General features: G+C 58.6%; 16 protein-coding genes. 7 read left to right on the top strand and 9 right to left on the bottom strand.

Annotated elements, in window-relative coordinates:
- Positions 1-8: 8 nt before the first annotated feature.
- Positions 9-1,109: an aminopeptidase gene (locus JO972_RS11225; RefSeq protein ID WP_309490143.1), complete on the bottom strand. Its 1,101-nt coding sequence runs from the start codon at positions 1,107-1,109 to the stop codon at positions 9-11.
- 88 nt (positions 1,110-1,197) lie between these two features.
- Here JO972_RS11225 and purN point away from each other — a divergent pair, with 88 nt between their 5' ends.
- From purN to JO972_RS11210, 3 genes are all read left to right on the top strand, one after another.
- Complete coding sequence (gene purN / locus JO972_RS11220; protein ID WP_309490142.1) at positions 1,198-1,794, top strand: phosphoribosylglycinamide formyltransferase; 597 nt, start codon at positions 1,198-1,200, stop codon at positions 1,792-1,794.
- A gap of 214 nt (positions 1,795-2,008) precedes the next feature.
- Positions 2,009-3,196: a peptidase M42 gene (locus tag JO972_RS11215; RefSeq protein WP_343221586.1), complete on the top strand. Its 1,188-nt coding sequence runs from the start codon at positions 2,009-2,011 to the stop codon at positions 3,194-3,196.
- Between the two features lie 89 nt (positions 3,197-3,285).
- Positions 3,286-4,434 (top strand): alpha-hydroxy acid oxidase, encoded by a 1,149-nt coding sequence (locus JO972_RS11210; protein ID WP_309490140.1) that lies wholly within the window; start codon positions 3,286-3,288, stop codon positions 4,432-4,434.
- A 109-nt stretch (positions 4,435-4,543) separates the two neighbouring features.
- Here the strand turns inward: JO972_RS11210 and glmS are convergent, their stop codons facing one another.
- The 3 genes from glmS to glmM all read right to left on the bottom strand — a co-directional run bounded on the left by glmS (position 4,544) and on the right by glmM (position 8,650).
- Positions 4,544-6,379 carry a glutamine--fructose-6-phosphate transaminase (isomerizing) gene (gene glmS / locus JO972_RS11205; protein WP_309490139.1) on the bottom strand — a complete coding sequence of 612 codons (1,836 nt, stop codon included), beginning with the start codon at positions 6,377-6,379 and terminating at the stop codon, positions 4,544-4,546.
- A 65-nt stretch (positions 6,380-6,444) separates the two neighbouring features.
- A complete protein-coding gene (locus JO972_RS11200) occupies positions 6,445-7,299 on the bottom strand; it encodes a hypothetical protein (RefSeq protein WP_309490138.1) in 855 nt (284 codons plus the stop codon).
- Positions 7,300-7,303: 4 nt separating this feature from the next.
- On the bottom strand, positions 7,304-8,650 hold the full coding sequence (gene glmM / locus JO972_RS11195; protein ID WP_309490137.1) for a phosphoglucosamine mutase: 1,347 nt from the start codon (positions 8,648-8,650) through the stop codon (positions 7,304-7,306).
- A gap of 229 nt (positions 8,651-8,879) precedes the next feature.
- On the opposite strand from glmM, the gene JO972_RS11190 reads away from it, so the two are divergent.
- Entirely contained in the window at positions 8,880-10,070 is a 1,191-nt protein-coding gene (locus JO972_RS11190; RefSeq protein WP_309490136.1) for a hypothetical protein, read from the top strand.
- 49 nt (positions 10,071-10,119) lie between these two features.
- On the top strand, positions 10,120-11,037 hold the full coding sequence (locus tag JO972_RS11185) for an AAA family ATPase (RefSeq protein ID WP_309490135.1): 918 nt from the start codon (positions 10,120-10,122) through the stop codon (positions 11,035-11,037).
- A 17-nt stretch (positions 11,038-11,054) separates the two neighbouring features.
- Here JO972_RS11185 and JO972_RS11180 read toward each other — a convergent pair whose 3' ends face one another.
- Entirely contained in the window at positions 11,055-11,981 is a 927-nt protein-coding gene (locus JO972_RS11180; RefSeq protein ID WP_309490134.1) for a hypothetical protein, read from the bottom strand.
- A 103-nt stretch (positions 11,982-12,084) separates the two neighbouring features.
- Between JO972_RS11180 and JO972_RS11175 the strand changes: the two genes are divergently transcribed.
- On the top strand, positions 12,085-13,146 hold the full coding sequence (locus JO972_RS11175) for a peptidylprolyl isomerase (RefSeq protein ID WP_309490133.1): 1,062 nt from the start codon (positions 12,085-12,087) through the stop codon (positions 13,144-13,146).
- 10 nt (positions 13,147-13,156) lie between these two features.
- Here the strand turns inward: JO972_RS11175 and JO972_RS11170 are convergent, their stop codons facing one another.
- On the bottom strand, positions 13,157-14,947 hold the full coding sequence (locus tag JO972_RS11170) for a transglutaminase-like domain-containing protein (RefSeq protein WP_309490132.1): 1,791 nt from the start codon (positions 14,945-14,947) through the stop codon (positions 13,157-13,159).
- 35 nt (positions 14,948-14,982) lie between these two features.
- Positions 14,983-16,134: a DUF58 domain-containing protein gene (locus tag JO972_RS11165; RefSeq protein ID WP_309490131.1), complete on the bottom strand. Its 1,152-nt coding sequence runs from the start codon at positions 16,132-16,134 to the stop codon at positions 14,983-14,985.
- A gap of 160 nt (positions 16,135-16,294) precedes the next feature.
- On the opposite strand from JO972_RS11165, the gene JO972_RS11160 reads away from it, so the two are divergent.
- Entirely contained in the window at positions 16,295-17,257 is a 963-nt protein-coding gene (locus JO972_RS11160) for an alpha/beta hydrolase family protein (RefSeq protein ID WP_309490130.1), read from the top strand.
- Between the two features lie 99 nt (positions 17,258-17,356).
- Here JO972_RS11160 and JO972_RS11155 read toward each other — a convergent pair whose 3' ends face one another.
- Complete coding sequence (locus tag JO972_RS11155; RefSeq protein ID WP_309490129.1) at positions 17,357-17,677, bottom strand: bactofilin family protein; 321 nt, start codon at positions 17,675-17,677, stop codon at positions 17,357-17,359.
- An 89-nt stretch (positions 17,678-17,766) separates the two neighbouring features.
- Positions 17,767-19,062 (bottom strand): S1C family serine protease, encoded by a 1,296-nt coding sequence (locus tag JO972_RS11150; protein ID WP_309490128.1) that lies wholly within the window; start codon positions 19,060-19,062, stop codon positions 17,767-17,769.
- Positions 19,063-19,093: the final 31 nt, after the last annotated feature.

Raw genomic sequence — 19,093 nt, 5'->3', positions numbered from 1 at the left:
GGGGTGGTTTAGTAGTTCAGCCCGTGCAGGGACTTGGGTAGGAATACGCCGTCCTTGCGGATGAGCTTTCCATCGAAGTAGATTTCCCCACCGCCGTAGTCCTTGCGCTGGATGGTGACCATGTCCCAGTGGACCTGCGAGCGGTTGCCATTGTCGGCTTCTTCGTAGGCTTGGCCGGGGGTGAAGTGGAACGAGCCGGCGATTTTCTCATCGAAGAGGATGTCGCGCATCGGTTCCATGATCTGGGGGTTGAAGCCGAGGGCAAACTCGCCGATGTAGCGCGCGCCCGGATCGGAATCGAGGATCTTGTTGAGTTCCTTGGTCTGGGAGCCGGCGTCCGCCTTGACGATTTTGCCTTTTTTGAATTCGAGGCGGATGTTGTCGAATGGGATCCCTTGGTAAACGGTCGGTGCGTTGTGGGTGATCACACCTTCAACGCTATCCTTGATCGGAGCAGTGAACACTTCGCCGTCGGGGATGTTGTAGTGGCCGCCGCAGACCACGGCGGGGATGTCTTTGATGGAAAACTCGAGGTCGGTGCCTTCGTTTTTGATCTGCACGTGGTCGGTTTTTTCCATCAGTCGCTTCAGGGCATTCATCGCGGGGAGCATCGATTTGTAGTCGAGCAGGCAGACGTTGAAGTAGAATTCCTCGAAGGCCTCGGTGCTCATGCCTGCTTGCTGGGCCATCGCAGGGTGGGGCCAGCGCAGCACACACCAGCGAGTTTTATCAACGCGGTGGTTCATCACTTTGCGCATGTGTTTCATCACCGTCTTCATCTTGGCGGCGGGGACATCGCTGGTTTCGCAGATGTTGTGCGATCCACGAATGGCGATGTAGGCATCCATGTCTTTCATCTCGGCGAGCTGGTGCTTGGCGATCAGCTCATACTGGTCATCGCTGGCAGCCATCGACATTTCACGGCTCAGGCGACCATGATCCAGCTTTAACACTGGGATCCCCTTCTTCGCTCTGACCTCACGGATCAGGGCGATGCCGAGCTCATCCGGCACGTCGATGAGGTGGAGCAGCACTTTCTCACCCTTCTTGATCTTGGTGGAATAGCGGACGAGCTGCTGGGCGAGTTCGGAAATTCTTGGGTCTTGCATGGCAGTGACAGTCGAGAAACTGGGGCGATGAGTCAAGAGAAGGCAGATTTCATTTGCTCGGATCGATTGCGGCACCTAGGAAATGGGCATGTCCAACGGCGATGCGAAGATCAAACTCGGAGTCCTCGGCTCCGGCTCCGGCTCGAATATGCAGGCAATTCTCGATGCCATCGAGGCCGGCACCCTGAATGCCGAAATCGTGCTGGTGCTCTCCGATAATCCGGACGCCTACATCCTCGAACGCGCTGAAAAAGCAGGTATCCCTGCGCGAGTGATCGATTGCGCTGGCTATAAAACCCGCTTTCCGGATGCCTCCCAAGCCGCTGTCGCCGCGGAGTTGAAAGCCGCAGGCGTGGAGATGGTCTGCCTCGCCGGCTTCATGCGCTTGGTGAAACAGGCGATGCTCGATGTCTTTCCTAACAAGATTCTCAACATCCACCCGTCACTGCTGCCAGCCTACCCAGGTCTGATGGCGTGGAAACAGGCGGTGGAAGATGGCGCCAAGGAGTCGGGCTGCACCGTGCATTACGTCGATGCCGGCATGGACACCGGCCCGATCATCCTGCAAGCGCGGGTGCCGGTTTTTTCCGATGATACCGCAGAGACCCTGCATGCACGGATCCAGGAGCAGGAACATCAGCTCTATCCGAAAGCGATCAATCTCGCACTGGGAAGACCGGCGTAGAGAGTCCCCGACGTCGTTGTCCCAACCCTGCTGACGACGGTTTTTTTTGGGTCAAAAAATATGGTGCTCAGCGAGTGAGTCGCCAAGCATCCCTGCTCGACATGCCAGTGGGGTGGTGTATTTCCAATGCCAGAAACCACTTATTATCCATATGGCTACGAAAAAAACGACCAAGAAGACCGCCTCGAAAAAATCAGCCGCTTGGGAGAAGCCGATGCCGAAGGCGCAGTTCGACTTCATGCGTGAAGTGCTCGCCGCTCCGAGTCCGATCGGTCTGGAGGCCGCCATGTCCTACGGTGTGCTGAAGCCGTATTTTGAGAAATTCATGCCCAAGTCCTGGGGTATCCACCAGTTCAAAGGCAACGCCGGCCTCGTCGTCGATACCCACCCGGGCCAAGACGACATGACTTCCGTGATGATCATTGGTCACGCCGATAAGATCCGCATGCAGGTCCGCAACATCGACAAGGATGGCAAGATCTGGATCAACACCGACTCCTTCCTGCCCTGCACCCTGATCGGGCACGAGGTGAAACTTTTTAGCCAGGTTCCTAACAAGCCAGGCACCTATCGCACCATCGAAGGCGGCACCATCGAAGCCCTCGGCGCGATCCACTTCTCCGAGCCAGCTCAGCGCACCGGCGACAAAGGTCTGAAGCCGGAAATGATGTATCTCGAGCTGCAGATGCACGGCGAGAACTGTAAGGAAAAAATCGAAGCCCTCGGCATCCGCCCTGGCGACCCGATCATTCTCAATCGCCCGATCAAGCGCGGTTTCTCTGACGACAGCTTCTACGGCGCCTACCTCGATAACGGCCTCGGCTGCTTTGTGGTTGCGGAAATTGCCAAGATCCTCGCGAAGTCACCACTGAAGAATGTGCGTGTGCTTTACACCATCGCCACACACGAAGAGATCGGTCGTTTCGGCGCCACCGCCATCGCCGGTGAACTCAAGCCGGATATCCTGATCGGTTCCGATGTGAACCACGATTACGACGCCGCTCCAGGCATCGCCGCCCGCAGAATGAACTCACTCAGCATGGGCAAGGGCTTCACCCTGACCAACGGCTCGATCACCAGCCAGTTCCTCAACAGCCTGATCGAGAAATCTTGTCAGAAAAACGGCATTCCTTATCAGATCGACTTTGCAGGTCGCGACACCGGCACCGATGCCATGGCCGCCGCGCTGGCTGGCTTCGATAGCGCCGCTACCTCCATTGGCTTCCCAATCCGCAACATGCACACGATTTCCGAAACCGGCCACACCGCCGACGTCATCGCCGCGATCCACGCCATGGTGGAAACCTTCAAGGACATGGACAAAATGAACCGCGGCAAAGGCCTCTCACGCGAGGATCTGAAAAATGGCCACCCACGTCTGGATGACGCGAAACAGCTGTAATAGCATCGACGGCTAACGATCTCAGCGTTACTTCTTCACCAGTCCCACGGCGGTCGATATCGGCCTGCCGTGGTCAACCGCCTCGTGCCATGAAGGAATACTTTAACTCCGAATACCCGTCCGTTGATCACCTCATTAAGAAGGCGAAAAAGCGGATGCCTGGATTTGCCTACGATTATCTATCAGGTGGCTGCTTTTCCGAGGTCAACTTGGATCGCAACATCGCGGACATTCGCAAGGTTCAGTTGAAGCCATGGTATCTGGGCGACTACGCCGGGGCATCGCAGAAGACCGAGTTGTTTGGTAAAACCTACGACGCTCCCTTCGGTGTCGCCCCCGTCGGCCTCCAGGGCTTGATGTGGCCAAAATCCTGTGAGTATTTGGCGCAGTCGGCTGCCGATCACAACATCCCCTTCGTGCTCTCCACGGTCGGCACGGCAGACATCGAAAAGATTTCCAAAATCACCGATGGCGACTTCTGGTTCCAGCTCTATCACCCGGCCGAGGACGAGCTGCGTGACAAGCTGCTAGATCGTGCTTGGGACGCCGGATGTAAGACCCTGGTGATCCTGGCCGACACCCCAACCTTTGCGTATCGGCCGAAGGAAATTCGCAACGGTCTCTCGATCCCGCCGCGCATGACGCTGCGCAATATTTTCCAAATGTGCACCCACCCCACCTGGTCGTTCAGCCAGCTGTTTGCCGGGGCACCGGAGTTTGAGACCATGAAACCATACATCCCCAAAGGTCTGAATATGAAACACCTTGGGATGTTCATGAACAAAACCTTCTCCGGCCGACTCACTGAGGCGAAGATCGCCCCGATCCGTGACAAGTGGAAAGGCAATCTCGTCATCAAAGGCGTGGTGAATCCCGAAGACGCCGAGCTAGCGGTGAAGCTGGGGCTCGATGGCATGATCGTCTCGAACCACGGCGGCCGACAGCTCGACCGTGGGCAATCGACCATCACTCCACTGCAGCAGCTTGCCCCCGATTTCAAAGGCAAGATCAAGCTGATGATGGACAGCGGCATCCGCTCCGGCGAAGACGTTGCAGCAGCTTTGGCCAGTGGTGCCGACTTCACCTTCCTAGGCCGCACCCCGATGTATGGCGTCTGCGCCCTCGGCCAGCACGGCGGTCACCACACCTTCGAGATGCTCAAGAAGCAGCTGCAACAGGTGATGGAGCAGATCGCCTGCGCCAAGGTCGAGGACTTCCCAAGACACTTGGTATCCTAGCCAAAGGCTTCCATCTCGTCGGGTTAATCTGGCGATACGATTCAAGAAAAAGCCAGCACTTGTTAGTGCTGGCTTTTTGCGTCTTTAGCCACGTTCTACGTGGTGGTTCCTACTCCACGGTCACGCTTTTCGCGAGGTTCCGTGGTTGGTCGATTGCGCAGCCGCGGATGCGGGCGACGTGGTAGGCGAAAAGTTGCAGGGCAACTGCGGCGGGAACCACGGCGGTGTATTGCGGACAAGCGGGGATCTCGATGACGTGGTCGCAGGTCTTGCGGGCTTCTTCATCGCCTGCGGTGATCACACCTAACACCGGAGCCTTGCGTGCCTTGCACTCGGCGACGTTGCTGAGAGATTTGTCCTGACCGGGGCCTTGGTTGAGCAGAGCGATCACCGGCATGGATTCTTCCAACAAGGCGATCGGGCCGTGTTTGAGTTCGGCGGAGTGATAGCCTTCTGCGTGGATGTAGGAAATTTCCTTCAGCTTGAGCGCGCCTTCGAGAGCCACGGGGAACATGTAGCCGCGACCGATGTAGAAAGCGTTATCGTAGTTCGCGTAGTGGGCGGCGACTTCGGCGATCTGGTCGTTGATGTCTAACACCTCTTGCACGAGCTCGGGAATACGTTCGATTTCCTTGGCAATTTGAATCCCGTCCTCGCGTGAGAGTCGGTGAGAGCGGGCGATTTTCAGAGCGATCATCAACAGCACGGATACTTGGCTGGTGAAGGCCTTGGTCGAAGCCACACTGATCTCAGGGCCGGCGTGGAGGTAGATGCCTCGGCCAGTTTCGCGGGCGATGGTGGAACCCACGACATTCACCAGAGCGGCGACCAGCGACCCCTTGTCCACGGCTTCGCGCACGGCGGCGAGGGTGTCGGCTGTTTCTCCGGACTGACTGATCGCCAGCACCATATCGCGGCTGCCGACGATGGGGTTCCGGTAGCGGAACTCTGCGGCTTGCTCGACTTCGGCAGGGATGGCTGCGAAGTCCTCCACGGCGTATTCGCCGATCAGTCCGGCATTCATGGATGTGCCACAGCCGACGATGAGCAGGCGCTGGATGTCGACAATTTCACGCGGTGTCAGGTTGAGACCTGAAAGGATGGCAGTGCCCCGATTGAGATCGATGCGACCGCGGATGGTGTTCTTGATCGCCTCCGGTTGTTCGAAGACTTCCTTGAGCATGTAGTGCTCGTAGCCTCCTTTTTCGGCAGCGTCCGGTGACCAATCGATCTCGGAAGGTGTCCGTGTGACGGCTCCGGAATCGAGGCTTTGGATATCGACTTTGCTGCCTTCGATGCGTGCGATGTCGTTATCGTCCAGATAGATCGCCTGACGGGTGTAGGTGATGATGGCTGAGGCATCGGAAGCGACGATGGTTTCGTCCTCACCGAGACCGATGACGATGGGGGAACCGCTGCGAGCGACGACTAACACGCCGGGCTCATCCTTGCTCATGCAGGTGACGCCATAGGTGCCTTCCACTTCCTTGAGCGACTTCTTCACCGCTTCGAACAAATCGCCCTCATAGTTGGCTTCCACGAGGTGGGCGAGCACTTCGGAATCGGTCTCCGATTTGAAGGTGTGGCCTGCGGCCTTGAAGCGATCGCGAAGGGCGTTGTGATTCTCGATGATGCCATTGTGCACCAGCACCACGCGGCCATCGTTGCCTTCGTGGGGGTGGGCGTTGAGTGTCGTCGGTGGTCCGTGGGTGGCCCAGCGGGTGTGGGCGATCCCTGAGTGAGACTGGGAAAGCAGCTCTTTCTCGCCCTCCACCTGATCCGCGAGACCCGCGACCTTGCCACTTTGTTTTCTGATCAGAATGCCGCTATCCGAAGAGAGCGCAACGCCCGCAGAGTCATATCCACGGTATTCGAGTTTTTTAAGTCCGCTGATGAGAACGGGCATGGCTGAGCGTTTGCCGGTGTATCCTACGATTCCGCACATGGTGATATAGTTATTGGGATTGGGTGATTGGGAAATTGGGGAGTGTGTGCCACTGAGGTGGCAGATTACGTAAGATCACGCTCGACGGTGTCGTTCGGTCTCGTCGATGAGTTGGGGCCTAGTTTGCGACCGGGGTAGATAGCTGTTAGGATGCCGGTGTGGGTGCCGTCGCCGATGATGGCTCCGAATTTCCTGCGACCAGTGTCTAACAGACGACCCTCAATCATGGATTTGTGGTTGGCTCCATCGTGACGTAAGTTGGAGGTGATGGTGCCGGCGCCGAAGTTGACTTGATTGCCGATGACGGAGTCGCCGACGTAGGAAAGGTGGCCGACGGATGAGCCGTGACCGACGATGGAGTTCTTGATTTCAACCGCTTGGCCGATGTGGCAATCGTTGCCGATGGTGGTGGACCCGCGCAGGTAGCAGTTCGGGCCGATCTTGCAGTTCTCACCAATGACGACGTTGCCCTCGATGACCACGCCGGGAAGGATCTTGCTGCCCTTGCCAACGCTGACAAAACCATCGATGTGGGCGGCGGGGCTGACGTCACCTTGGAAATCGTTGGCGTTGAGCTGACTGACAATTTGCTCGTTGAGGCTGATGAATTCCCAGGCGTAGTTGATTAGGAACGATTGCTCGGAGGCTGTGATTTCTTCGCCGTTTTGATCACCGGTCCATGCTAGGGTGTAGCCTTGTGCCGATTTGAGAACGGCGGGCTGTGCGGCAGCGGCGAGCTTTTCCCAGTCGGCCTGAGTGATCCATGCGTTATCGTATTGATGCGCGTCACTGATGCCATCGGCGTTCTGTTGCTGCAGCTCGAGCAGAGTTTTTCCGGCGATGAGTTGCGTGCCGCATGCTTGGTCTTGCAGCAGTGGCCACCAGTTGGCTTCTTGGGTTGGATGGATGGTGAGGCTCATGGGATTAAGCTCCGATGGTGTTCTGGATTGCGGCGGCGATGAGGTCTGCCTGGGTCTGCGCCATTTCAGAATCCGAGCACTCGGTGAGCACGCGGATTTTACGCTCGGTGCCGGAGTAGCGAACTAACACCCGACCTTTTTCTGCAAAGGTTTCCTCGGCATGTTGGATGGCTTTGTGGATTTCCGGCACTTCTTCGATCGGTGGTTTTTCGGTCACGTCGAGCCCTAACAAAACCTGCGGGTAGATGTCCATGCAGTCGGCGAGTTCGGAAAGTTTGACCTCTTGCTCGCGCATCATCGAGAGCACCATCAGCGCGCTCATGATGCCATCACCGGTGGTGGCGTGGTCTGAGTAGATGATGTGGCCGGAGTTTTCGCCGCCGAGGTTGTAGCCTTTTTCGCGCATGCGCTCGATCACCAGGCGATCGCCCACGCCGGTGGTTTCCAGTGCGATGCCATCTTTTTCCAAGGCATCACGCAGGCCGAGGTTGCTCATGACAGTGGCGACCAGGGTGTTGCCCTTGAGTTTGCCTTTGGCTTTCAGTGCTTTGGCGCAGAGGCAGAGGAGCCGGTCGCCATCGACCACCTGGCCGGTTTCATCGCAGAAGATAACGCGGTCGGCATCGCCATCGAGGCAGATTCCGACGTCGGCACCGTGATCGATCACTGCCCGGGCAGCGCGTTCAGGGTGAAGCGCGCCGCAGCCTTCGTTGATGTTGCGTCCGTCCGGCTGAGTGGAAAGTTCGATCACCTCGGCTCCGAGCTCTTCGAAGATCAACGGGCCGACGTAGTAGCCGGCACCGTTGGCGCAATCGACCACCACCTTCAATCCGTGCAACGATCCTGCACCGGCGGCATTCTTGGTGAACTCGATGTAGCGGCCTAGGGCGTCGTCGATGCGGATCGCTTTTCCCAAATCTCGCTCAGGCTGCTCGAGCTCGTCGGCGAGGATGAGCTTTTCGATTTCCAGCTCGAGTTCATCGTTGAGCTTGTATCCATCGCGACCGAAAATCTTGATCCCGTTGTCTTGGTAGGGGTTGTGCGAGGCGGTCAGCATGATGCCGGCGTCACAGCCCATCGAGCTGGTGAGGTGGGCAATGGCCGGTGTGGGGGCTGGACCGGTGAGCAGCACGCGGGAGCCTTCGGAAACAAGTCCACTGGTGATCGCTGTTTCCAGCATGTATCCGGAAAGTCGGGTGTCTTTTCCGATGACCACTTTGTGTCGTTTGTGACCGTCTGCCTGCAGCACACGGGCGACCGCCCGGCCGATTCTGAGAGCAACTTCGGGGGTGATGGGAAACTGGTTGGCGACACCGCGGATGCCGTCGGTGCCAAATAATTGAGCGCTCATGAATGTAATGGAAGGTGGTAAAGAATGAAAAAATTGTAACGGATGTATGGAAATTAACCCCTCGAGAGAGGGCTAGCAAATCTCAAGTTCAAAAATAAATGAACTGTGTGTCATGCTGCGTTCGGTAGTCAGTTTGGCGTTCGCTTGTTGACATGGAAATTGTTATCTATGACATCTAGCAGACTAACCGCAAGATTGTCTCAGGCAATGCGTATTGATGAAAATCGCTATGAAAAATGCACTCTACATACACATCATTTGGGCCGTGGTCGCAGGCATCGCTTTTGTGGTGGGCGCGAAGAACTTCACCGGCGCAGCATCCACGGATTCCGAAGATGCGGATTCACGTGTCGGCGCCCGTTATTCGGAGCGTTACCAACGAGCTGGGCACGGTGCCCCTGGAGCGAGAGCGACATCGCGCAATCATTCCGCTGCGGGTGCTGGTCGGCAGGCAGGCAAGACAAAGCTCTCCGATGCCGGGATCCGATCGCTCGGGCAGCTGCTGAAGACCAGCAACGATCCCATCGAACGCCAGATCGCCTTTGCCAAACTTCTCGAGTCGATGACGGCGGAGAATGCCATGTTTCTCCGGGAGCAAATTGCCCATTTGCCCGACGATTCCGATGAGTGGCGGGAGTTCAACTACGCCTGGGGAGCCCTGGCGGGCGAAAGTGCGGTGACTTTTGGTGAAACCAGTGAAAAAAGAGACCACGCGGCGCTACTCAGTGGCTGGGCCAGTGCCGACCCCCAAGCTGTGGCGCAGTGGTTCGATCAGCTGCCGGACGACCGGAAAAATAGCAACCGCCTGAAGTGGGCCGCGGTCTACGGCATGTCGCATAACGATCCGATTCTCGCGACGAATTTCATCCTCGACCAGTCGGGCACAAACGACCGCGATGCCGCTAAGATGATCAATGTGGTCGCAGCCTCCTTCCTGCGAAGCTCGAGCACGGAGGATGTGGCACGATGGTCTGAAAACCTGCCGGAGGGCAGGGTGCGGGACGCGGCGGTGAGTCGTGTGGCCCGTGAGTTTGCAGATGAGGACCCGGCGAAAGCGGTCGCCTGGCTGACGACCTTGCCGCAGAGCGACGGTCAGAACCAGGGCATGGACTCGGTCTTTTCACGCTGGGCGCGGCAGGATGCGGAGGCCGCTGCCAGCCAGCTGAACGAGATGGCAGAGTCGCCCATGCGAGATTCTGCGGTGAAGGGGTTTTCGGATCGGCTTGTGCGTCAGGATCCAGCGGCGGCGATCCAGTGGGCCAGCACCATCAGCGATACCACGCGGCGCACTAAGGCACTGGTGGATTATGGCCGCAGGTTCATGCGCAACGACCCGGATTCGGCAGCCAGTTGGCTCGCGGATAGCGGACTGGATGAGGCCTCGCAGAAGCGGATTCAGTCGGCCAGAAAACGCCAGTAGCACAGAGTCTTGGGTTGATTCGTTCTCCAGACCTGCAAAAGTGGCGCGGATGATGCCTGTCAGAAAACTGCATGAACTACAAAGCCGGCTCACCGCCGCGGTGTTGGGCGCTGAGGAGGCGAGCAATCTGCTGCTGACGGCATTGCTGGCCAGAGGGCATGCACTGATCGAAGGGGCTCCCGGCGTTGGCAAGACTTCGCTGGCGCAGACCCTGGCCAATGGCATCGGTGGCAGCTTCAAGCGGATCCAATTTACCCCGGACCTGCTGCCCTCCGACATCCTCGGCTATCACCTCTACAAGCAGCACAACGGTGAGTTCGAATTCGTCCCCGGCCCGGTATTTTCCAACCTCCTGCTCGCCGATGAAATCAACCGGACATCGCCGCGGGTGCAGTCGGCATTGTTAGAAGCGATGAATGAAGGTCAGGTCAGTATCGATGGCTCAACGCGCGACCTCGAAGACCCGTTTCTGGTGGTCGCAACGCAGAACATCACCTCCTCGACCGGCACCTTTCCGCTGCCCGAGCCGCAGTTGGATCGCTTTTTACTATCGATCCCGATGTCGCTGCCGGATGCCGAAGTGCAAAAAAGCATTCTCAATGCGCATGCCGCCGGTGCGATCAATGGCAGCTCCCGCGACCCGTTGTTAGAACCCTCGGAAATTCTCACCCTGCAGGATCAGGCGGCCAAGATGCCGGTTAGCGAGGCTTTAAACGACTACATCATCAACCTCTGCGAAACGGTGCGTCGGGTGGCAGGTGGCGGGCACACGATCTCGGTGCGTGCGTCACTGGCGCTGATGCGGGCGGCCCAGGCGAGTGCCTTCCTGGAAGGTCAATCGGCAGTGCACCCCGATCATGTGCAAACAATTTTCCCTCACGTCATGCGGCATCGGTTGCTGCCTGATGACGGTTCGTCCCCTGAGCCCATCCTCGCCGGGGCGATCAAGGAAACGCCGGTGCCATAGGGGTGCCTTGGGGTTTTTTAGGCGGCGTCCGGCATGGCCTCAGGCGCTTTTTGTGGGGCTTTTTTCTGCGGTGCCGCGGCTGCTTTGGGGATGTCCCAGGCGGTCAACCAACGGTGCTCGATCTTGCGGTAGCCCGCTTTCAGCATGCGCTTTTCCATGTCGGGGAAATGCGCCGCGCCGTAGAAGATGGCGAGTTTCTTTTTGCCGGCCTGGACTTGCTGCTGGAGGACTTTCAGGCAGGCCTTGTTACGATCGCCGATGATGACGCTCTCGCCTAACATGCCGCCCATCTGGTCGTTGGCGCCGCCGAGGGTATCGACCAGTTCCAGCTTCATCAGATTGGCATTACCACTGAGGATGGCGGTGAGCAGTTTGGCGGGGTCCGGCTGGTTGGCGGCGGCTTTTTCGTTCTGTGCGTTTTGCATCGCGAATCCTAACAGCGACTCTCCTTTTTCCGTCTGGAGCTTTTGAAACTCTGCTAGTGAGAGGTCTGCGTGGACGAAGTTCTTGGGGCTGTAGTCGATGCCTTCCTTCTGCCCCTGAAGTTGCAGGAACTTGCTGACCAGGGTGTAAACATTGCCGAGCATAGCCATCATCGGATCCTTCACCTTCTCTTGTGGCTCGGCATTTTCAGCCTTCGCCTCCGGGCCCTTGGCGATGTTTTCGCCGCCGATCATTTCGTAGAGCAGCGCTTCATACTGGGTGAACTCCTTGTTGAGCTGCTGGTAATACTTGGCATCGGCAATGTGCACCGCGCCGATGAGATCCACTGTGACGCCGGCTTTGACGTAGCGGGTCACCCCTGTCTGGAGTCGGACATGCTGCGCATCGCGATCGACCCGAATGAACTGGGTGGCGTCTGCCGCCTTGGCCGCTGGGGCGTCAACTTGGGCCATGGCCGGAAGAGCACAGCTGGCGAGCAGGGTGAGGAGGATTTTTTTCATCGTGAAGTATTAGGAAAGCGCGTTGCGCTGGGGATTATGTCTGAAAATCGGGTGCTGGTAAACATCAGGGTTGCCGCAGCGGCTGCGATTGCTAGGCTGCGGCATGCTGAAAATGAGCCAATCCTTTGTCATCCGCATGACCCTGTGGTCGGTGCTGGTGCTCTATATGGTCTGCGATTTTTTTGTCTTCAAGGGGCCTCTTCAGCAGGAGTTGCAAGCGATGTTCCGCTCGCCGGCCGACCGCGCCCAGCGTGCGATGTCTCAGGGCGTCTGTGCCAAGGTCTGGAATGGTCCGATCTACCGCAGCCAGGTCGATTACCGGGTGCAGGAAAAGCTGTGGCGCACTGGGCGCGATCCGGAAAAGGTCAGCGAGCAGGAATTGAAACTGCTGCGTTGGGCGGCATTGGACGACTTGATTGACGAAGCGATCCTGCGTATCAAGGCGCGGGTCAACCGAGAGGAGGCCCCGGTGAGCGAGGCTGAGATTGATGCCGAGCTGGCGCAGTTTGAGAAACGCTTCGCCACCGCCGACGAGCTCGATCAGGCGCTGGGCGCACAGGGGATTGAGAGTCGTGAAGAGTTACGGTTTCGCATCGCTGCCCGCATTCAGCAGGACCATTATGTGCAGCTGAAAATCAAAGATGCCATCACAGTGAGCGAGCAGGATGCCCGCAGCTGGTATGACGATCACAAGAAGCAGCTTACCATGCCGGAGCGGCGTGAAGTGCGCCATGTGTTCCTGCCCACTCTGGACCATCCCTCCGACGAAGCGAAAGCGACGCTGCAGGAGCACCTGATCAAGCTGCAAAAGGAAGAAATCAAGTTCGCCGAACTCGCTGCCAGCCTGAGTGAAGATGCCTCGAGCAAAGACCGCGGCGGAAATCTCGGCTGGCTGCGCAAGAAACGTTTACCCGGCGATTTTGCCACGGCGGTATTTTCCATGACACCGAAGCAACCGACGCTGCTGCGTACCAAGCTCGGCTGGCATCTCGTCGAGGTGACCGGGGTGAAAGCTGCTGAGTTACTTCCCTTTGAGAGTGTCAAAGAGGAAATCATCACCGATCTGATGAACAGCCGGCGTGAGGCAGCGGTGAAACAATATCGCCACCAGCTGCGTTTGCTGAACCAGGACCAGATCGAGATTTACCGGTCGATGCTCGACTAAGAAATATCGACTAGGCGGTCTGGCTGTTTTGCGTCTCCGTGACTTGGGTTTTCCATGCGCGGATGTGCTGGTTCAGCTGCTTTTCCTCGCTGCTATCCTTGGGGGTATCTCCATAGAGCACTCCGTAATGGTAGGCTAACAATTGGTCGCCAAACTCCGGTGCGTGGTCGAGTTTTTGCAGGGACTGCATGTGTTGCCGGAGGGTGCGACCCAGCGGCATTGGGCAGCCGAGGCTTTGGCAGGCTTGTTTGAAATGCAGCAGGTAAGCTGGCTCCGGATGACGCAGGGGCTGGCCGTCCGCTGTGGTTTGCGGGCGCTTCCACCGGCGAATAACGAGGAACCCGATGGCGCAGGCGGTGATCACTCCGAGGGCAGTCAGCAGGGTGGTGTAGTTCACGCCGGTGGCCAGGCCGGGGTCGTCATCATCGGTCGACTCCACATCGGCGGCGAGTGCTTCCTCTGGGATGGGGGCAGGTTCGTTATCGGGCGCCGTGTGCGAGTCCGGTGTGGCATCGTTATCGGGAGGCGTGGTATCGAACACCACCCAGCCGTAACCGTGCAGCTTGATCTCCGTCCAGGCGTGCGCATCCTTGGCACGGAAGAGAAACATATTTTGCGACCTGTAGAGTCTACCGCCGGACCAACCGTAGGCAATTCTACTAGGCACGCCCATGGCTCGGCAGAGCATCGCTGCGGCGGTGGCAAAGTGCTCGCAGTAGCCTCTTTTTTCCTGATAGAGAAAGTTCTCCAAGGGATTTGCTCCACTGGCATTGGTGGTTTCCAGCGAGTAGGTGTAGCGATCTTGCAGGTGGTGGCGCAGCGCGAGCAGTCGGCTGCTGAGGTCGGGTTCCTCTTGGAAAAGGGTGGCAGTTTGGCGCAGCTGCTGCTCCATCGCGGCGGGCAGCTCCAGCTCATCCTTGGTCGCCAGCGCGGGGAAGAGATCTTCGTCGAGCAGGTCGGTGAGGTGCACCGACTTCGAGCTGGCGGTGTAGTTGTAGCCGGTGATGGGAGTCGCGGAATCCGGGAGCATGAAAATGTCCTCCGCCAGTCGATCGAGCACCGGCAGATCCGTCGACACCGCACCGTGGAGCGCGGTGAAGACATTTTGCCCGTTCGGATTGACCGCGTGGAAGATCCGGTGAGGGATCGGCTCGATCTCGGCAGTGGCAGCATTTGTCTGGTTAAACTCAATCGGGGATTGCAGCTGGATGCGGGTGCTGGGTACTGCCGACCAAGAGAGTCCGTTGAACTTGGAGAATGCGAAGGCTCTCAGGTGGATGCGGGAGTGCAGCAGCTTCGCCGCGTCCTCGGCATTTTCCAGCTCCACAAAGACCTCCGGTTTGTTGGTGGGTTTGTGGTTACTTTGTTTGGGGAGATCGCGCTCGAGGTTCTTCTTGAAAATCCAGGTGCCTGACCGTTCGCCATCGAAACGGATGTCGTTGCCCAGGTCCTCGCCGGGTCCAGCGCCGCCGCCATCGCGCAGCTCGGCCATGCCTTCGCGGGTGAACATGGCGAGCTCCTGCGCTGGCCCAGCCAGGCTGCTGGTGAGGGCCACAAAGCAGGCCTCGGTGAACACCAGGGCGGCACCGAGGCTGAGGTAATCGAGCAGTCCGGCCCGCCGCATGTTTTTCATCCTCGGTCGGGTGTGGGATCGCTCGGGTCGAGCCCCCCAGATGGCCAGTCCTGCGACCAGCGCCGCGACTGCCAGACAGCAGCGCAGTAGCAGCCCCGGCCCGCCGGACCAACCACGCAGCAGAGCGTAGGCGCCAGCGACGGCGAGGATGAGAACGATGGTGCGCATGAGGGAGAAGGGGAGAGGTCTGAGGGGATGGTCGGTTAACCAACCAGTGCGTGTAAACTCCGATTGCGGTATTTCACCTGGCGGATGTCGACGATCAGGGTGTGGGGATGTTTGGAAAGGAGGTGCTGCCACGACTCCGGTGACATGTCCGAGATGATCATCAAGGTATGCTCCGGGGAGACGGCGCGCAGGGCCTGCTCGAGATCGTGGGCCTCGGTCCCGCGGGCACGGCGGATTCTGGCGAGCCGGCAGAGGCACTCTACCAGCTGCGCCCGCGTGGTGCAGAGCGCCGGTTGCCAATCGTTAAAGTCTGCCGTCAGCATACACGGTATCCCATTTCCCTGCAACTCGGTGAGGGTGCCGGCGAGCAAGGACAAGGCACGTTCGAAGCGATCTTCCCGCAGCATTTCACCGCCGGTGGCAAAGGAATGGAAGACCACATGGCAGTGGTCGGGGTGGAAGCCGGGTGGATCATACTCGCGCACCCTCAGGCTGTGACCACGGGCCAGCGCGCGGGCCGATGCGGCCCAGTGGATGTGTCTGGCGGAGTCACCCGCCTGCCACGGACGAATCCCACGTGGCTCGCCAAAGGCATGGCCGGCCGAGCTGCCACTGCGCGGCACCGCATCGTGCATCGATCCGTCGCTATTGAGTTCCAGCGGGACGATGGGACGAGGGGTGATGGTCAGCTCGCGCCGGATTTCCATCCGCTTAGACATGCGGAACAGGCCGAGCGGGAAGCTGCAGGTGATGATCACCGGATGCAGCTCGGCAAAGCCTCTTCCGCGCAGCGTCACCTGCTGGCTGACCCTCGAGGCCGAGCCGCTGGCGGTCCACGGTGCGACCGCTTCCACTCGTGAGCCCCGGTTCTTGCCGCCACCTGATCCGGGGAGGAATAACATCAGCTCGGTCTGAAAGGCATCGAGCAGGTTGCGGTGGTTCAGCAGGGTGAGCTCCAGCTCGCAGGGGATGCCGGCGCTGACCCTCACGGGCATTTGCAGCTGCACCTCGAGCCCTCTCAGGCTGAGTTTTCCCAGCCCCCAAGCGACGATGAGAAAAACGATGCCGCAGAAGCCGAGCACCATGAGAAAGCCGTCCACCATCACCATACCGCCAGCCAGCAAGGCCACCGAGCCACCCGCAAGCGCGGCGCCACGGGTGCTGAGGGGGATGCGTTTCTTCGTCACCCCAGTATTCTGGCAGGTGCTGCCGATGAGAAAAGGATGGAATCCATGCAGCGCACCATGAACGACGGTGCAGTTGCGGAGTGGTTCATTTCAGCTTCTGCGAAACTTCCCCAGCGTTCTCGTGTTAGCATTGATTGCCAAAGAAACCCGGCCAGTGCCCATGAAGATACCCCTCAGAACCCTACTCGCCGCATCGCTTTTGACACTCGCCCTGCACGCCGAGCTTCATGCCCAGGCGGCGGTGATCGATTTACCGACCAACCAGGATGTGAACCGACAGAGAAATGTGCCGCTGACCTTTCATTTGCCGAAACAAACCAGCGCCCGTCCGCTGGTGCTGATCTCGCACGGCGGAGCGGGCAGTCGGCACGGCATGTATGCCATTGCCGCGGAGCTGGCGAAGCAGGGCTATGTCGCACTCTGCCTGGAACATGTCACCAGCAACACGGATAACATTCGCCAGCGCATGCGCAACAAGGGGCTGGGTTTCAAGGCGGCATTGTTGGATTCCGGCAAGGACATGATCCCGCGCAAAAACCGACCGCTCGACGTCAAGTTTGCCATCGATCTGGCGACGCAGCTGAACACGTCTGACCCTCGATTCAAAGGGCGCATGGATCTCACCCAGATTGCCATCATCGGGCATTCCTACGGTGCCTACACCGCCATGGTCAGCTGCGGAGTGAAGCCGGTGGGGCTCGTGGAAAATCTGGCCGAGCCGAGGATTGTGTTAGGCATTGGGCTGAGTCCGCAGAGTGCCAACGGAGAGTTTTTCAACCAGGATAGTTTTAAAAAAGTCACCCGTCCCTTTGTCGGTATCTCAGGCACGCGCGATATTGCCGGGCAGGGCCACCGCGACTTTTTCCAACTGATGCCGAAGGGGGATAAGCACCTGATCTGGTTCTATGACGCGAACCATTTCAGCTTCTCAGATCCCACCGGCGGCCCACGGCGCTTGCCTCGGGTCGATGCCGATGTCACCCGGGCACTCAAGGTGCTCCTTCCGGGTATTCTCGATCACTACCTGCTCGAGCAGTCGTCGCTGGACCAGAAAACCCGGCAGCAGTTGATCGGAAAAAGCATCGGCGGCACGGTGCGCCGGATCGATTGGCAGGCGAACTAAGCCGACCAGCTTCCACCCCCGCCCGGAGCAGGGGGCAAAAAAAAGCCGGAGCGCTTGGGCTCCGGCTGCTTGAGTTCGTTGTGGCAATGAACTTGGGGACTATCCGCCGATGTCGGTGCGACCGGATAGGACAGCGCCTTCCTCCATGCTGAGCATCTTGGTTTTGATGTCACCATCGAGCTTGGACTTGGTTTTCAGCTCGCAGCGCTCGGAAGTGATGGTGCCTTTGACCTTGCCAAAGAGCTTCACTTCACCGGCTTTGACATCACCTTGGACCATGGCATTTTCACCGATGGTGACCTTGCCTTTTTCTGAGGTGATCTCACCTTCGACATTACCGTCAATGACCATGTCATTAACAAACTTGATGGAGCCGGTAATTTCGATTCCACTCGCGAGAACGTTAGTTGGGTTCGCCATAAGAAGATACTGTGCCCGAGTGTTGCTGGATGGCAATCAAACAATTTAAAAAATTACTCAAGTTTTATTGATTGGTTGAGTGGGGGAATCTAGCGCTGACTACGTTGCTCGAGCTCTCCCATGCGGCGGAGAGCGTCTTCGATCGCGCGCAAGCTTTCTTCGGTGGAGTCGTGGTTACGCTCGATCTCGCGCAGGTGCTTGCGCACGCGGCCCATTGGATCGTCATCACTCTCCGGCAGCACCCTTCGGTTGCGTGCGTTGGGGGTGCTGCGGCGGGTGACTTGATTGTTGCCAGCGAGTTGCTGGTTCAGTTCTGTCACCATGCCGGGGCGGTAAGGCTCCGGCTTGGTGGCGAGCACATCGAGCACGGTAGTGGTCGGGATGATGAAGGTCTTGATCCGGCTGCCACGGGCGATGGAAACGCCGATGACTCTGCCCTCGAGATCGACGACCGGGCCTCCGGCATCGTTGGGCTCGATGGCCATATCCGATTGAATCACGCTGGGGAAATTCTCGCGCACTTTACTGGGGATGGCGCCCATGCGCTGCATTTTCGACATTCGTGCCTGAGGCACGCGGCGGATGGAATCGTTATCGGCACGCGAGCCAAGGTGGACCATGGCATTGTGTTCCGCGTCGCCGCGGCGGTAGCGGACTTTGATTTCAGAGCCCGGCACCAGACGCTGGAGCAGGTTGCGCATTTCCATGGCACCGTTGATTTTCCGATCGTCGATGGCCACGACAACATCACCGTCCTTCAAGCCGGCTTTGAACGCTCCGGAATCGGGCATCACGCGGGTCAGTGGGATGCCACCTTCGCCGGCTACGGTGAAGTCCATCATGACGCCAAGGTAGGCCTTGTCGCGCTCGCGCAGGCTGCGTGGTTTCACACTGACCACGCCGAGCCCCTCGGCTTCACCGGCGGGGTTTGCCAAGGCGATGAAGTCGCCGAGTTCCGGTGCCGCCTGCTTGGCCCACTGGACCGGAGTCAGTTTGGCGTCGGTTTTAATGATCGCGAGATCGTGCTCCGGATAAACACCGGTGACGATGGCGGCGTGCTGGGAGCCATCGGCGGTGATGATGACGAGGTGTTGGCTGGCAGCGGCGACCTCGCTCCACTTGCTGAGAATCTCGCCGTCTTCAGAAATGGCGGTGCCCAATGCGATGCGTTTACCGCGGAAGGTGACGTTCACGGTGCTCTGCGCGGCGGTGTTCACGGCCGGCTTGACGGCGTTGAAAAACTGGTCGGCCTGAGTGCTCAGCAACCTGCGTTCGGCGGGGTTCAGGGTGTCCAGTGGATTCGGCATGCGCAGTCCGCTCTGGGCGGAGGCATGCAGGGTGAGGGCGAGTAATCCGGTGGCAATGATGCGTGATGGATGTTTCATGAGATAGTGGGTTGAGTGAGTTGGGGAAATT

The organism is Oceaniferula flava (assembly GCF_016811075.1).
In the GTDB taxonomy this organism is placed as follows: Bacteria; Verrucomicrobiota; Verrucomicrobiia; order Verrucomicrobiales; family Akkermansiaceae; genus Oceaniferula; species Oceaniferula flava.
This window is presented reverse-complemented; position numbering and strand designations above follow the sequence as displayed.

Bases quoted from the DNA above. Each gene is read 5' to 3' on its own strand.
- JO972_RS11225 (WP_309490143.1), bottom strand. From the start codon at position 1,109: ATGCAAGACCCAAGAATTTCCGAACTCGCCCAGCAGCTCGTCCGCTAT.
- purN (WP_309490142.1), top strand. From the start codon at position 1,198: ATGTCCAACGGCGATGCGAAGATCAAACTCGGAGTCCTCGGCTCCGGC.
- JO972_RS11215 (WP_343221586.1), top strand. From the start codon at position 2,009: ATGCCGAAGGCGCAGTTCGACTTCATGCGTGAAGTGCTCGCCGCTCCG.
- JO972_RS11210 (WP_309490140.1), top strand. From the start codon at position 3,286: ATGAAGGAATACTTTAACTCCGAATACCCGTCCGTTGATCACCTCATT.
- glmS (WP_309490139.1), bottom strand. From the start codon at position 6,379: ATGTGCGGAATCGTAGGATACACCGGCAAACGCTCAGCCATGCCCGTT.
- JO972_RS11200 (WP_309490138.1), bottom strand. From the start codon at position 7,299: ATGAGCCTCACCATCCATCCAACCCAAGAAGCCAACTGGTGGCCACTG.
- glmM (WP_309490137.1), bottom strand. From the start codon at position 8,650: ATGAGCGCTCAATTATTTGGCACCGACGGCATCCGCGGTGTCGCCAAC.
- JO972_RS11190 (WP_309490136.1), top strand. From the start codon at position 8,880: ATGAAAAATGCACTCTACATACACATCATTTGGGCCGTGGTCGCAGGC.
- JO972_RS11185 (WP_309490135.1), top strand. From the start codon at position 10,120: ATGATGCCTGTCAGAAAACTGCATGAACTACAAAGCCGGCTCACCGCC.
- JO972_RS11180 (WP_309490134.1), bottom strand. From the start codon at position 11,981: ATGAAAAAAATCCTCCTCACCCTGCTCGCCAGCTGTGCTCTTCCGGCC.
- JO972_RS11175 (WP_309490133.1), top strand. From the start codon at position 12,085: ATGCTGAAAATGAGCCAATCCTTTGTCATCCGCATGACCCTGTGGTCG.
- JO972_RS11170 (WP_309490132.1), bottom strand. From the start codon at position 14,947: ATGCGCACCATCGTTCTCATCCTCGCCGTCGCTGGCGCCTACGCTCTG.
- JO972_RS11160 (WP_309490130.1), top strand. From the start codon at position 16,295: ATGAAGATACCCCTCAGAACCCTACTCGCCGCATCGCTTTTGACACTC.
- JO972_RS11155 (WP_309490129.1), bottom strand. From the start codon at position 17,677: ATGGCGAACCCAACTAACGTTCTCGCGAGTGGAATCGAAATTACCGGC.
- JO972_RS11150 (WP_309490128.1), bottom strand. From the start codon at position 19,062: ATGAAACATCCATCACGCATCATTGCCACCGGATTACTCGCCCTCACC.